The sequence below is a fragment of the Halococcus sp. PRR34 genome, from assembly GCF_028617175.1.
Taxonomy (GTDB): Archaea; Halobacteriota; Halobacteria; order Halobacteriales; family Halococcaceae; genus Halococcus; species Halococcus salifodinae.
In genome coordinates this window covers 11,662-25,828 of record NZ_JAQJDA010000026.1, presented here as the reverse complement: position 1 = coordinate 25,828, position 14,167 = coordinate 11,662, and the positions used below count along the sequence as shown (strand labels likewise).

14 protein-coding genes are annotated in these 14,167 nt (G+C 66.4%); 10 read left to right on the top strand and 4 right to left on the bottom strand.

The features are described 5' to 3' along the window. The first annotated feature begins 77 nt into the window (after positions 1–77). The 8 genes from mbhE to PHA81_RS18745 all read left to right on the top strand — a co-directional run bounded on the left by mbhE (position 78) and on the right by PHA81_RS18745 (position 8,011). Positions 78–2,543, top strand: a complete 2,466-nt coding sequence (gene mbhE, locus PHA81_RS18780; protein ID WP_005044809.1) for a hydrogen gas-evolving membrane-bound hydrogenase subunit E — start codon at positions 78–80, stop codon at positions 2,541–2,543. Beyond that, positions 2,540–3,019 carry an MnhB domain-containing protein gene (locus PHA81_RS18775; protein WP_005044811.1) on the top strand — a complete coding sequence of 160 codons (480 nt, stop codon included), beginning with the start codon at positions 2,540–2,542 and terminating at the stop codon, positions 3,017–3,019. Before mbhE ends, PHA81_RS18775 begins: the two co-directional genes overlap by 4 nt. Beyond that, a complete protein-coding gene (locus tag PHA81_RS18770) occupies positions 3,016–3,369 on the top strand; it encodes an NADH-quinone oxidoreductase subunit K (RefSeq protein ID WP_005044813.1) in 354 nt (117 codons plus the stop codon). Before PHA81_RS18775 ends, PHA81_RS18770 begins: the two co-directional genes overlap by 4 nt. After that, positions 3,370–4,956: a Na+/H+ antiporter subunit D gene (locus tag PHA81_RS18765; RefSeq protein ID WP_005044815.1), complete on the top strand. Its 1,587-nt coding sequence runs from the start codon at positions 3,370–3,372 to the stop codon at positions 4,954–4,956. Continuing rightward, positions 4,953–5,510, top strand: a complete 558-nt coding sequence (locus tag PHA81_RS18760; protein WP_005044816.1) for a Na+/H+ antiporter subunit E — start codon at positions 4,953–4,955, stop codon at positions 5,508–5,510. Before PHA81_RS18765 ends, PHA81_RS18760 begins: the two co-directional genes overlap by 4 nt. Continuing rightward, a complete protein-coding gene (locus PHA81_RS18755) occupies positions 5,494–5,790 on the top strand; it encodes a monovalent cation/H+ antiporter complex subunit F (RefSeq protein WP_049910291.1) in 297 nt (98 codons plus the stop codon). Before PHA81_RS18760 ends, PHA81_RS18755 begins: the two co-directional genes overlap by 17 nt. Continuing rightward, positions 5,787–6,134: a monovalent cation/H(+) antiporter subunit G gene (gene mnhG / locus PHA81_RS18750; RefSeq protein ID WP_005044820.1), complete on the top strand. Its 348-nt coding sequence runs from the start codon at positions 5,787–5,789 to the stop codon at positions 6,132–6,134. The genes PHA81_RS18755 and mnhG overlap by 4 nt, the downstream gene beginning before the upstream one ends. An 86-nt stretch (positions 6,135–6,220) precedes the next feature. Next, positions 6,221–8,011 carry a flippase activity-associated protein Agl23 gene (locus PHA81_RS18745; protein ID WP_005044823.1) on the top strand — a complete coding sequence of 597 codons (1,791 nt, stop codon included), beginning with the start codon at positions 6,221–6,223 and terminating at the stop codon, positions 8,009–8,011. Positions 8,012–8,039: 28 nt separating this feature from the next. On the opposite strand, the gene coaBC is transcribed toward PHA81_RS18745, so the two are convergent. Both coaBC and PHA81_RS18735 read right to left on the bottom strand, forming a co-directional pair. Next, the gene (coaBC, locus tag PHA81_RS18740; protein ID WP_005044826.1) at positions 8,040–9,197 is read right to left on the bottom strand and encodes a bifunctional phosphopantothenoylcysteine decarboxylase/phosphopantothenate--cysteine ligase CoaBC; all 1,158 of its coding nucleotides are present in this window, start codon (positions 9,195–9,197) and stop codon (positions 8,040–8,042) included. Positions 9,198–9,304: 107 nt separating this feature from the next. Continuing rightward, positions 9,305–10,783 (bottom strand): right-handed parallel beta-helix repeat-containing protein, encoded by a 1,479-nt coding sequence (locus PHA81_RS18735; RefSeq protein ID WP_005044829.1) that lies wholly within the window; start codon positions 10,781–10,783, stop codon positions 9,305–9,307. A gap of 136 nt (positions 10,784–10,919) precedes the next feature. Here PHA81_RS18735 and PHA81_RS18730 point away from each other — a divergent pair, with 136 nt between their 5' ends. Further along, positions 10,920–11,444 carry an SRPBCC family protein gene (locus PHA81_RS18730; protein WP_049910294.1) on the top strand — a complete coding sequence of 175 codons (525 nt, stop codon included), beginning with the start codon at positions 10,920–10,922 and terminating at the stop codon, positions 11,442–11,444. A gap of 101 nt (positions 11,445–11,545) precedes the next feature. On the opposite strand, the gene PHA81_RS18725 is transcribed toward PHA81_RS18730, so the two are convergent. After that, positions 11,546–12,307, bottom strand: a complete 762-nt coding sequence (locus PHA81_RS18725) for a GNAT family N-acetyltransferase (RefSeq protein WP_049910297.1) — start codon at positions 12,305–12,307, stop codon at positions 11,546–11,548. A gap of 183 nt (positions 12,308–12,490) precedes the next feature. Between PHA81_RS18725 and PHA81_RS18720 the strand changes: the two genes are divergently transcribed. Continuing rightward, entirely contained in the window at positions 12,491–13,177 is a 687-nt protein-coding gene (locus PHA81_RS18720; RefSeq protein WP_049910299.1) for an HD domain-containing protein, read from the top strand. 21 nt (positions 13,178–13,198) lie between these two features. Here the strand turns inward: PHA81_RS18720 and PHA81_RS18715 are convergent, their stop codons facing one another. Continuing rightward, the gene (locus PHA81_RS18715) at positions 13,199–13,897 is read right to left on the bottom strand and encodes a LysE family transporter (RefSeq protein ID WP_049910283.1); all 699 of its coding nucleotides are present in this window, start codon (positions 13,895–13,897) and stop codon (positions 13,199–13,201) included. Positions 13,898–14,167 lie beyond the last annotated feature (270 nt).

Genomic DNA, 14,167 nt, shown 5'->3' with positions numbered 1-14,167 from the left:
ATGAGGCGTATGTCACGAACGATCCGGTGAGGACGGATTTGAGAACGATTAAGTCTCGCCGTTGGCTGATTCGAGGTGTGTCTCTCGCGACGCTCGCCGCGCTCCCCGTGGCCCCGACGGTCGGCCAACTCGGAATCGGCAGCGTCGCCCAAGCTGGCTCCGAGCCGGTGGCTGCGGTGCTGTTCGCCGCACTCGGACTGCCCTTTCTCGGCGCGCTGGTCGTCCTCCCGCTGTATCGCGTGCTCGGCGAACGCGTCGCGTACGTCGCGGCCGCGGTCGCGCTCGCCTCGTTCGGCCTCGTTGCGAGTCAGTACGGTGCGGAGGGGACGGTTTCAGTTCCGTGGATACCCACCTTCGACGTCTCGCTCACGCTGTATCTCGACGGGCTCTCGCTGCTGATCGCGCTGCTCGCCAGCGGGATCGGGGTGCTGATCTTCACCTACTCCGGGAGCTACATGCACGACGAACCCGGGCAGGCGCGCTACTACGCCACCCTGCTCGCGTTCATGGGCTCGATGCTCGGAGTCGCGCTCGCGTCCGATCTCATCTCGCTGTTCGTCTTCTGGGAGCTCACCAGCATCACCTCGTTCGGCCTGATCGGCCACTACCGCGATGACGCGAGTTCGCTGTACGCCGCCCGGAAGTCGATGCTGATCACCGTCTCGGGTGGACTGTTCATGCTCGTCGGCTTCCTCCTCCTCAACTACGTCTCCGGCGAGGCGCTCACGAACGCGACGTTCACCCTCGTCGGCACGCCCGACTCGCTGATCGCGAACGCCGATGCGATCCGCGCCGCGCTCCGCGAGACAGGACTGTTCGTGCCCGTGCTCGGACTGATCGCGATCGGCGCGGCCGCCAAATCCGCACAGGTTCCATTCCACCTCTGGCTCCCGAACGCGATGGAGGCCCCGACGCCCGTCTCGGCGTTCCTCCACTCCGCCACGATGGTCAAGGCCGGCGTCTACCTCATCGGCCGGGTCAGACCGCTGCTCGTCGGCGAGGAGTGGATGCTGCTCTTTGGCACTCTGGGTCTCGTCACGATGACCGTCACGGCGCTGCTCGCCGTCGGCGCGAGCGACATCAAGGAACTCCTCGCGTACTCGACGGCCTCCCACCTCGGACTCATCACCGCGGGCTTCGGCTTCGCCAACCAGCTCGGCGCGGAAACAGGTGTATTCCACATCCTGAATCACGCGCTGTTCAAGGCGACCCTCTTTCTCGTCGCAGGGATCGTCGCCCACGAGGCTGGCACCAGAGCGATCGACGAACTCGGCGGCCTCCGCCACGACCTCCCGATCACCGCCGTCATCACGGCGATCGCGGCGCTCGGAATGGCCGGCCTCCCGCCGTTCAACGGCTTTTACTCCAAGGAACTCCTGTTCGAGGCGGCCTACGAGGTCGCCCACACGGACGGCGGACTCATGTGGCTGTACCCGATCGTCGCAGTAGTAGGAAGCGTCTTCACCTTCCTCTACTCCATTCGGTTCCTCTGGCTGTTCATGGGAGAAAAACCCGCCGGGCTCGGCGAGGTCCACTCCCCGCCCGCTCTGCTGGTCGCGCCGCCGGCCGTGCTCGCGGCGCTCGCCGCGGTCGTCGGGATCGATCCCCAGCTCGCCGTCGATACGATCGTCCAGTCGGCGTTCGAGGGCACGGTCGCCGGTGAGGCCCACACGATGAGCGTCCACCTCCCGACCGAACTCAAACCCGCAGTCGTGATGAGCGCGATCACGATCGCCGTCGGTATCGCGGCGTCGCCGTTTTACGACCGCATCCGCGATGGCGTCCGGTGGCTGAGTCGCGGCCCGCTCTCGGCGAACTGGTACTACGACGGCGCGGTCGACGGTCTCGAACACGCGAGCGCGCTTTCGCTCCCGCGAGTCCAGACCGGCTACTTCCGGACGTACGCGATCTGGACGCTCGCCGCGACCAGCCTGCTCGCGCTCGGTGGCTATCTTGCGGCGGGCGTCTCGCTGCCCCCCTTTACTGGGCTCTCCATCGCGCTCCCGGTCGTGATCGTGCTCGCGGTGGCGGTCATCGGCGCGGCCGCGGTCGGCGTCGCTCCCTCCCACGTCGCGGGCGTGCTCACGCTCTCGGTGCTCGGATTCATGATCGCGCTGTTTTACGTGCTCTCGAACGCACCCGATCTCGCACTCACCCAGCTGGCCGTCGAGACCCTCGTGCTGGTGCTCTTCCTCCTCGTGCTCGACAAACTCCCCGCGTTCTACGGCGACCTGAACCGGTCACGGGCGATCCGTGACGGCGTCCTCGCGACCGGGGTCGGCGCGACGGTGTTCACGACGGTGCTGGTGGCGACCGCCGCGAGTCCGAACGACGTGATCGCGGAGTTCTTGATCGAGCGCGCGCCGGTGCCGAAAGAACACGGTCCTCTCATCACGGAGTTCGGCGGCGGCGGGAACATCGTCAACGTCATTCTGGTGGACTTCCGAGCGTTCGACACGATGGGCGAGATTGCGGTCGTGGCGATGGCGGCGCTGTCGGTACTCACGCTGATCGCCATGCGCGGCCGGGGGGAGTCGTCGTGAGCGCCCCCGACGCCGACACCACGGTGATCGCCAAGACCGTCACCAGAGTGGTGTTCCCGCTCATCCTGCTGACCGCGATCGCGCTCCTGTTCCGGGGCCACAACCTTCCGGGAGGTGGGTTCATCGCGGGCGTGCTCACGGCGGCGGCGTTCGCGCTGCTGTACGTGATCTACGGGCTGGACTTCGTGGAGACCGAACTCCTCGATCGCGGTGGCACACCCACGACCGCCGCTGGACCCACGATCGTCTCCGACTACCGGCTCGCCTTTGCGGCCGGGCTCGGACTCGCGATTACGGGCGGTCTCGCCGCCATCGCGCTCGGCCAGCCGTTCCTCACCCAGGCCGTAGTCTTCCTCCACGATCTTCCGCTCTACAAGGAGCTGGAGGTCGCGAGCGCGTTCGTCTTCGATCTCGGGGTGTATCTCGTGGTCGTCGGCGCACTCCTCACGATCCTCGCGGTGGTGGGTGCGGAATGACGCAGTTCGTGCTCGCGGGCGTGCTCGGTCTCCTGTTCACGGTCGGGACCTTTCTCGTCCTCCGACGAGACATCGTCAGGGTCGTCTGGGGCGTGACCATCATCGCCCAATCCGCGAACGTCTACCTGGTCACGATGGGTGGGCTTTCTGGTACCGTGCCGATCGTCGGTCACGGACCGCCAGCGAACCCCGGCAGCGTCACCGACCCGCTGGTGCAGGCACTCGTGCTGACCGCTATCGTCATCGGCTTTGGCACTACTGCGTTCGCGCTCGTGCTCACCTACCGGGTGTACGAGGAACACGGCACGATCGACCTCGACGAGCTCGGCGAGACGGGAGGCGAGGTCTGAATGGCCGCCCAGGTCGTTATCGCGCCGCTGCTGGTCGCGCTCGTGACTGCCGTCCTGACCCTCCTGCTCCGTCGGTTCTCGCGCGCCCAGCGTGCGGTGAGCCTCGCAGGTGCGCTCGGCTACGCGGCGAGCGTGGCGCTGCTCGTCGCGGCCGTCGCCGACCAGTCGATCCTCGTCTACCAGCTCTCGGGATGGCGCGCACCGTTCGGCATCACCCTCGTGGCCGACGCGCTCTCGGTGTTCATGCTCGGGCTCACGGCGGTCGTCTCGCTCGCCGCGGCCGTCTTCTCCGCCGGATACATGAGCGAGTACGGCCAGCAGCTCTCCTATCACGCGCTGTACCACCTGCTGGTGGTCGGTGTCACCGGCTCGTTCCTCACAGGTGATATTTTCAACCTGTTCGTCTGGTTCGAGGTCATGCTGCTGTCGAGTTACGTGCTCGTCGTCTTCTACTCGGGGCCGGAACACACCCGTGCGGCGCTCCAGTACACCGTACTGAATCTGATCGGAAGCGCGGTGATGCTGCTCGCGATCGGCGGGCTCTACTCGACGACCGGCACGCTCAACATGGCCGACATGGCCCGCCGGCTCGCCAACCCCGCGGAGTTCGGCATCGACCCGGTTCCCGTCCTGGGGATCGCCGCCATTCTGTTCGCGGTGTTCGCGCTCAAGGCCGGGATCGTCCCCTTCCAGTTCTGGGTACCCGCTGCCTACCGCGCCGCGCCCGCTCCGGTGTCGGCGATGCTCGCTGGTGTCACCAAGAAAGTCGGCATCTACGCGATCATCCGGCTCTACTTCACCGTCTTCGCGGCCGCGAGCCTCCCGGCCGGCCTCTCGCTGCCCGGGTTCGGCGGCGACTCCTTCCTCGCCTTCTTCGGCCCGATCATGTTCGTGATGGCCGCGGCGAGTATCGTCCTCGGCGGTGTGGGGGCAGTGAGTCGAGTGGACCTGGACGGCGTGCTCGCGTACTCCAGCATCGGTCAGATCGGGTTCGTCGTGCTCCCGCTCGCGATCGCCGCGACAGTACCGGAGGTGCGCGAGCTCGGGATCGCGGCGGCGCTGATCTACGCGCTCAATCACGGCCTCGCCAAATCGATGCTGTTCCTCGCGAGCGGCACAGTACGAGAGGCCGTCGGCTCGGTCCGATTCGAGTATCTCGGTGGACTCGCGCGCCGCACACCGATCCTCTCGATCGGCTTCTTCGTCGGCGCGCTCGCACTGGTCGGGATCCCGCCGCTGTCGGGCTTTTTCGGCAAACTGCTCGTCTTCCAGACTGCCGCCGACGCCGGGGCCGTGGGTGGGCAGGGAGCGACGATCGCGCTCGCTCTCGCATTGGGTGGCGCGATCCTCACAGTCGCGTACTTCTCTCGTGCATGGAACGAGGGATTCTGGGGCACCCAGTCCGAGGCCGTTCGGACGGCGACGTACTCGCCGACTCTCGTGGCGGTCGTGATCGCACTCGCAGCGGCGCTCGTGATCGTCGGTATCGGCTTCGATCCCGTACTGCGTGCGGCCAACGCCGCCGCGTCGGCGGCGGTGGATCGAGGCACGTACGTCGATAGCGTGCTCCCGGAGGTGTCGCCATGAGACGGTGGCCGGCACTCGGTGTCGTGCTCGCGGTGCTTTGGCTGTTCGTCCGTGGGATCGAGCTCACTCCCGTGCTGATCGCCGAGGAGTTCCTGATCGGGCTCGCCATCGGCCTCCCGATCGCGTTCGTCTTCCGGCGGTTCTACGCGACCGAGTTCGCGCTCGCGGGGACGCTCCGGATCGTTCCGTACGTCGGGCTCTACCTCGCGGTGTTCGCGAAAGAGCTGATCGTGGCGAACGTCGACGTCGTCTACCGGGTGCTCTCGCCGTCGATGCCGATCGAGCCCGACGTGGTCGCGGTCCCCCTCCGAGTCGAATCCGACGTCGCGATCACCACGATCGCCAATTCGATCACCCTGACACCCGGAACGCTCACGATGGATTACGACGACGCAACCAACACACTCTACGTTCACGGTATCACTGGTCGGAATCGGAAGGGCGTCCTCGCCCCGATCCGAACGTGGGAGGATTACGCGCTCGTGATCTTCGACGAGGACGCGAGTCCCGACGACACGCCGCCCGCTCCACGGGGTGATCTCGGTGGCGACTGATATCCCTGTGTTCCTCGATCTCGCGATCACGATCGGGCTCGTGATCGCGAGCGGCGTCACCCTGCTGGCGGGCTACCGGGTGATCCGCGGGCCGACCACGCCCGATCGGGTAGTGGGGCTCGACGCCATCGGGACCAACGTCGTCGCGGTCGCGGTCCTGTTCGCGCTCCAGACCGGCCGTGGCTTCTTCATCGACGTGGGCCTCGTGCTCGCCATCATCGGGTTCATCAGCACGGTTGCGGTCGCCCGCTACGTCACCGACGGAGACATCATCGAATGAACACGATCCACGCACTCATCGTCACGGTACTCATCGCTATCGGCAGCGGATTCTTGCTCGTCGGCACGATCGGACTGCTCCGATTTCCCGACGTCTACAACCGGATGCACGCCACCAGCAAGGCCACCACGCTCGGCGCGGCCTCGCTGTTTCTGGCGGGGGCGGTCTACTTCGGGCCACAGGAAGTCGGCGGTGCCGGACTGACCTCGCTGGTGGGGATCGTCTTCCTCTTCCTTACTGTGCCGACCGGCGCACACGTCATCTCCCAGGCCGCAGAACGCATGGGCGTCGCGTTTCACGGCGACGCGTCGTGGCCGGACGACCCGCCGGACCGCGAGCAGTGATCGCAACCGTATTGTGCGAGAGCGGTGACGCGTTCGGATACCGGCCGGCGATCCGTCGGCCCGACCCCCGCTCCCTGTAATCACTCATGTCCACCGAGTCCTCCCGATCGACGCTCGCCGTCGGTTTCCGCGATCGCCTCGCCACTGTCGCGGCCCGTCCGGGACTGGTCGTCGCCGCGATCACCGTCCTCGCGCTCGCTGTCCGGCTGTTCGCGCTCGGCGCGCGGGCCGCCCATCAGGACGAGGCCCGGGTGGCGTTCTGGGCGTACCGCTACATGGAGTCGGGCGTCTACTGGTATCGCCCGATCGTCCACGGCCCGTTTCTGACGATCGTCGACAGCTACGTGTTCTCCATTTTCGGGGCTTCTGACTTCACGATGCGGTTGGTTGTCGCCGTCGTTGGCGGTCTGCTCCCGCTTGCGGCGCTACTCTTTCGCCATCGACTTCGGAATGGCGAAACGATCGCGCTGGGCCTCGTGCTCGCCGCGAACCCCATTCTGCTCTACTACTCGCGGTTCTATCGGAACGATCTGCTGCTTGCGGGGTTCATGCTCGTCGCGTTCGGGTTTTTCGTCCGCGCGTACGACCACCGCCGGCCGGCGTTCCTCTATCTCGGAACTGCCGCGTTCGCGCTCGCGTTCACCACCAAAGAGAACGCTCTGCTCTACCCGGTCACGTGGCTCGGTGCGACCGCGTTACTCTTCGATCGTCGGGTGCTCGTCGGCCGGATGGACAGTTGGGGACTCCGACGATCGGTCGTCGGGCGGGCACGACAGGTCGGGGGCGCGCTCCGGTACTGGGGACTCCATTTCGCGCTCGCGGTCGTGGAGTTCTTCGCCATCTTCGTGTTCTTCTACGCGCCGCGTGGCGAGGCGGCCGGCGCGGACCCGACGCTCGGCGCGACGCTCGCCGATCCGACGCTGCTGCCTGCGCTGGTCGGCGAGTCGGTCCTCGGGTCGTGGAACGCCTTTCTCGGCCAGTGGGGCAGCGGCAACCAGGAATCGTATCTCTCGACTGCGGGCCAGTTGTGGTCGGTGCTCCTTGCGGGTGCGCTGGTCCTGCTTGCGCTCGCGGTCGTGGGATTCCTCGTGGATCGCTACACCGGCGAGCAGCCCCGTGACGTCGTGGCGTTCGCGGCGTACTGGGGCGTCGCCAGCGCGATCGGCTATCCGATCGCCGTCGACAACCCGTTCCCGTGGGAGGTGATCCACGTCGTCGTGCCGCTTGCAATCCCGGCGGCGGTCGGGTTCGCCCTGATCGGCCGCGTTGGCCTCGAAAGCGTCGACGAGGGCGACACCCTCGCCGCGGTCGCCGCAGCGGTCGTCGTGATCGCGCTCGTCGGTCAGGTCGGCGTGACCGCCTACGACACCTCGTTCGCCGAACCACAGAGTCCGGACAACGAACTCGTCCAGTACGCCCAGCCCGCGAGCGAGATGAAGCCGCTGCTCGGCGAGATTCGCGAAACCGTTACGGAAAACGACGGTACCGACGTGCTCTACTACGGCGACGATCCCGACTTCGACGGCGACGAACTCTACGCGCCGAACCCCGCCTCCCACGACACGCCGATCGCTGGGAACGGGTGGTTCGAGCGCCTGCCCTTCGCGTGGTATCTCGAAGCTTACGGCGCGGAAACGAACAGTACGGCCGACGCAGCGGCGGTCCAGCGAGCGGTGGCGAGCGGCGACCGACCCCCGGTCGTGATCGCGTTCGATCGGGTGCCGTCCTGTGAAAAGGAGTACGACGACGCCACCGACATCGATCGATTCCTCGAAGGGTACGAACGCCACGAAGTCGATCGATTCCTCTACGACAGTGGCTGTACCATCAGCAGCGTCGCGGTCTACGTCGACGAAGACCGAAACTCGACGGCGTAACTCCGTGATTAGCCTCTCGGAGCGGCTTTCAGTCGAGTTCGTCAGCCAGTTCTTCGGTGACGCGCGCACCGAGCCCGGATTTGTTGCTAGCGTACTCGCTCGTCTCGTCCTCGCGGACCACGAGCGCGCGGGTGTCGGTCTCGCCCATCACGCTCGCGTCGTTGGCGACGACGAACGCGAGCCCCGCACGTGACTGGATCTCGCGTGCGGCAGCGATCATCGCCTCGTCGTCGCCGCTCGTCTCGGTTTTGAATCCGACGATCGGGAGGTCGGGGTGGGCGTCCCGAACCGTGTCGATCAGTTTCGGGGTCGGTTCGAGTTTGAGCGTCAGCCCGTCCTGACCGGATCGAATTTTCTCGTCGCTTCCCTCGACGGTGTAATCACCGATCGCCGCCACCGAAACGAGCGCGTCAGCCCCCGCGACGGACTCCTCGACTGCCGCCACCATCTCCGCGGCGCTCTCGACGCGCTTGACCGTCGCGTAGGGAACGTCACCGCCGTCGTGGACGAGCGTGACGTCCGCACCGCGAGTGTAGCACGCCCGCGCGACCGCCCGGCCGGTCTTCCCCGACGAGCGGTTGGTCAACACCCGCACCGGATCGATCGCCTCGGATGTGGGCCCACTCGTGACCACCACGTGCCGGCCGGCGAGCGGCGTCTCGCCGGTGGCGCGCGCGGCTCCGAGGACGATCGCCTCCTCGGTCGCGATCTTCGCCTTTCCCTCCTCGATCCGGGGCGAGACGAATTCGACGCCCCACGACTCGACCCGCTCGATCGCGTCGAGAACGCCGGGATGGTCGTACATCGGCTCGTGCATCGCGGGTGCGACGACCACCGGGACGTCCGCCCCGAGTGCGGTCGTCGCACACGTCGTGACGGGCGTGTCGTCGATCGCTGCCGCGATCTTCCCGACGGTGTTCGCGGTCGCGGGCGCGAGCAAGAGGACATCGGCCCAGCCCTCGCGGCCGCAGAGCGCGACGTGCTCCACCGATCCCGTGATCTCGGTCACGACGGGCTGGTCGGTGGCGAACTCCACGGCCCAGGGATGGACGATCCCCTGGGCACTCTCGGTCATCACGCCACGGACTGCGGCTCCCTGGCGACGGAGTTCGTGAGCGAGCTCGACGGTCTTGACCGCCGCGATCGATCCCGTGATCCCGAGCGCGACGTTCACTCCGCGCAACATCCTCTGAGCATGGGTTGTCTCGCGGTTTAAATCCGCCGTCAAGCACTCGGTGTCGAAAAATAGTGGACGCCGTCACGATTCCGCGGGGTCTGGCTGGCGTGACCCTCTCAGCGTGACTGTCGCACCGCAACCACGCCGAGTGTGGCGAGCGCGACGGCCCCGAGGAGCACGAAGACGATCTGGACGATCCCGATCCCGAACCCGCTCGTGGCCTCGCTCTCACCCGTCGCAGGGGCGACAGTCGTCGAGCCGTTTGCGGAGACGTTCTCCGCGGGCGTGATCGTTGACGGCGCGTCGGTGGTCGTGGCCCCTGTCCCGTTCGCCGATGCGTTCGCCGTGGCGTTGCTCGGGATCGTGCCGTTCGTCGTTGCGTTGCCTGTTGTGGCGTTCGTTGCGTTCCCTGCCGTTGCGTTGGCCGCCGTCGCGTTGGCCGCTGTGACGTTGCTCGCGGTCGTGTTGTTCGCTGCCGTCGCCGTGCCGTTCGCCACCGTCGGTGGCGACGCGACCGGCGTCAGCGTCTGCTGGATAGGGGGAGACGCGTCGGCCGACACGTTCACCGATCCGCCGGCCGCGCCGGCAGCGTCGGCGAGTGGGGCGAACGTCCCGAACTGCGTGAGATTGGTGGCGGTCGCCGTGTTCGCTGCGGTGTCGGTTTCGGCCCCGTTGACCTCGGTCCAGTACTCGCCGTCGTGGCGGAACACCGTGACCGACGAGGCGTTCGACCCCTCGTAGCTCGTCGTCATCGAGAGCTCCGAGCCCCCGCCGCCGGTGCCTGTCACCTCGACGAACGTCCCGAGGCTCTGGGTTCCCTGCGGGATTTCAGGTGGCGATGTCGACGATCGCAGCCCGACGTTGCGCTCGGTCAGCGAGACGGTCGTAGTGGACAGTCGGAGATCGGTGACGGTGTTCGTGCCGTCGTTCCGGAGCGAGTAGTAGTCCCACCGCGTGTTGTTCCGTGCGGTGTTGTCGGTCACGGTGTTGTTCTCGCTCTCGCGCTCGAAGTGGATTCCCCACTTGTTCTCGACCGCGACGTTGTTCCGAAGGGTGTTGTTCTGACTCTCGCCGCCGACCGCGATTCCGAGTCCGTTGCCGTACGCCGTGTTGTCGACCATCCGGTTGTCGTTCGCGTTCGCGAGCGTGATTCCCTGGGTGTTGTTGTCCACGACCGTTCCGCGGATCGTGCTGCCATCGACACCGAGGTAGAACACGCCGACCGTCCAGTTGTTCGTCTGGACGCGTCTGATGGTCACGTTCTCGACTGCGCGCGACGAGCCGTTGGCGTGGATCGCGTGGCCCGACCCACTCCCCTGGAGGCTGTGGCCCGCGCCGTCGAGGGTCACGTTGCTCGCCGTGATCGTGAGACAGTTGCCGTCACCGCCCGTGACGTTCTCCGTCAGCACGTACGTCCCGGACGCGTTGATCGTCCGACACGAGTCGACCCCAGTCGCGTTCCCCGCGCTCTGTGCGCCGGCGAGGCCCACCAGCGACCCGGTTGCGCCCGCGAGCAGCGCCACCACCACGACGCCGACGAGCAGCGTCCGCCAATTCTCCGTTCCATTGCTATCGAAACCGGGACGTCTTCGCATTAGTCGTCGAATTCGTACAAAAGCGGTGCGTATGTATCTCCCGGTATCGACCGGGCGAAACCATCGCTCGGAAGGATATCGGGGCGATCTATGTCGAGAAGACAACGCTTACACGCCACGGACACGAGACGTTGCCGTGGAGAGCGTCGAAGTCAGCACCGTGGTCTACTTGCCCCCCGAGGAGACCTACGAGTTCCTGCTGGATTTCCCGGGCTACGCGAACTACTCCGAGTATCTCACTGGTGTCGAGAGCCACGGCGACGGCTCGCCCGGCACGGAGTACGATCTCCGCTTCGCGTGGTGGAAACTCACCTACACGGCGCGCTCGCGCGTCACCGCGGTCGACCCCCCGAACCGGATCGACTGGCAGGTCACGAAGGATATCGACGCTCGCGGCCGCTGGACGGTCACGGCCGTCGACTCGCCGACAGGCCGCGAACACGCTTCCGAGGTCCGGCTCCGGATCGAGTTCGACGCCGATTCGGTCGATCCGAGCGGGTTCGATCTCCCACGGCTCGTCTCGCTGTCGTGGGTGGTCGACAAAGTGAAACCGCTCATCGAACGCGAGGCCGAGCGCGTGGTCGAACGGATCGTCGCCGACATCGAGGGCGAATCGCGGCCGGTGGATCTGACGGTTCACACGACGCCCGACAGCACCTGATTGCGCTCGCTTCGTCGACCTCGACCACCACGGTTGCCACTGTCCAGTCTCGTCTTTTTCTTTGATTTCCTCGCAGTTCGACCGCCGAGCCACGTCGCGAACTACCCGTAGGTGGCGTCCCAGCGGGTCGCTTTCCGGAGGTTGCCGCAGTCGTTACACTTCACCCGGCCCATCGTGTCCATCGCGTTGTCGAGCGTCTCACAGTTCGCACAGAAGTAGCCGTACTTGTGCTCCTCGCCGAAGTCGGGCTGGGTGTAGCTCGTGAAAAAGGGCCCCTTCGACCCGCGCTCGACCTCCTCTTCGTTGACGTACATCTCCTGACCGTCGGGGGTCGTTACGGGTCCCTCGGCGATGTCGGGTTCGGAATCGGCCGCCGCAGTGCCGGCCTTCATGTAGATGTTCTCGACGTAGGTCTCGTCGTCGATTTCGACTTCGTCGGTGTCGACCATCTCGAAATCGAAGTCCTCGTAGAAGTCGTTGCCCTCCGCGTTGTCTTCAATGACTTTCGCACGGAGCTGGGAAGCTCCCATGTCGAACAGCGCTTCCCGGGTCGCCTCGAACAGTTCGGTCCCGATCCCCTCACCACGGTAGGCCGGATCGACGTGGAGCCAGAGCAGGTCGCCGTTGCCCCCGTCGGTCACGAGATCGCTCTCGGAGAACCCGCGGATCTCACCCTCGTCCTCGGCGACGAGAAGCAGCGCGTCGGGCTCGTCGATCTTGGTTGCGATACCGTCCGTGTCGTACCATTCGGTGATCGCACTCTCGATCGCTCGGGGACTGAGCGAGTACGACGCCTCCATCGAGTCCCGCGCGATCCGTCTGATCGCTTCGCCGTCGTCGCGGGTGGCTTCTCTCAGTTTCATACCACTATTTCGACGTTCGAACGCATAAACCCCGGTGCCGATCGAGCTCTGGCGATTACCCGTTCGGGACCAGACCGACGGACCGTTCGGTGCCATCGAACACGTTGTCGTAACGCTAAAGAGTCGAACATTCGTCTAGTGGACTAACATGACCATCGTACGAGTGTTTTGGAGGGGATCACGTTGGGCGTCGAGGTGAGGGAATCGCCGGTTTCGGCCGCGTCGTTCGAGGCAATGGAGACCTTCGTCGGCGATTATCTCGCGGCCAGCGTCAACAACGAGGTCGACGGCGGTCGGATGCGGTGGTATCCGTGGCACTCCGCGGCGTACCGGTTCAACCACATCAAAAACGTGGTCGCGATCGCGACGAAGATCGCCGAGGCCGAGGGCGCGAACGTCGATGTCGTCCGGGTCGCCGCGCTCTTCCACGACGTCTCGAAGCTCGAAGCCGAACAGGACCACCACGCCGAGGCGGGCGCACGCGTCGCCCGCGAGTATCTCCACTCCCACGGCGAGTACCCCGAATCGTTCGTCGAGGAGGTGTGTACGGCGGTCGCCGACCACTCCTACCAGGGCCCGCTCGCGGAGCTCTCGCTCGAAACGCGGTGTCTCATCGAGGCCGACCTGCTCGACAAGGTGGGGGCGAACGGGGCGGTGCTGTTGGTCCTCCGGATGGGCTACGAGTCACGCACCCACATGGACGCCGCCGAGATGGTCGGGCGGGTGGCCGACCGCGGCGAGGACGTGGCTGCGCGCGTCGAGAGCGATCGGGCGGTGAGCCTCGTCCACCAGCGGCTGAAGCGCGTGAAGTGGCTGCGCGAGTGGCTCGACGACGAGATCGCCGGCGTGGATCTCGATCCCGAGGAGTGAGCCGATCGGCTCAGCCGAGCCTCAGACGAGCGGGATCGACCCACCAAGCACCGATGTCGCCTCGCCGAGGAAGAGCAGCCCGAAGACCGCGAGCACGAGCGCGCTCGCGTAGGCGATCGTCGGTCCGACACCGGTCGCCCGGCGTTCGGCCGCGACCAGCGTCGCCGGGAACCCCACGATCCAGACCACGATTCCCGCAAAGAAGCCGACGAGCAGCGTCGGGCTCCCGGTCGAGACGACGAGCACACCGGAGAGCGTCTCGCCGACGGAGGGCAGCGCCGCGAGCACGTCGATCCGGCCGGGTTCGAGCAGTCCGACGCCGACAGTGAGCCAGAAGACGATCTGGTAGGGGTTGGTGAGCGCGAGCACGAACGCCTTCCGGAACCCTCGCGAGTCCTCTGGAGTGGCCTCGTCGGCCGAAGCGGTGGCGTCACGGGCTGCGGTGTAGGCGAAATAAAGCATCAACGCACCACCGATCGCGAACGCGAGACCGCGCACGATCGGGAACCGCTCGACCACCGCGACCGCGCCGACCACCGCGAGCACGAAAAAGCAGGCGTCCGCAGTCAACGCGCCAAGCCCCGCCCAGAAGCCCGCTGTCCAGCCGCGGAGCACGCTCTCCTCGGCGATGATCGCGTTCATCGGGCCCGGCGGCGCGGCGATCGCGAGGCCGAACACCGCGCCGGCGAGAACCGTCGTCACGGCTTCCAGAACGGCCATCGATCACTTCCGCCGGCCAGTGTCAGTTGTAAACACAGCGAACGGACCTGTCTTCATCGTCATCGTCTCACAGGCGGCGACCGGCGCGAATAAGTCTGTTCATCGTGTTGATATGTGTCAACGCAGCTTAGCGCGGCGGCCGTGGCGGCCGCGGCGCGGTGGCGGATGCGGTACGGTCCTCGGTGGATGAAGGGCGAGGCGCGCGAACGAGGCCGTAGGCCGAGTGAGTAGCGACCGCAGGGAGCGCGCGGTGAGGGCTTCGGCGGTGCT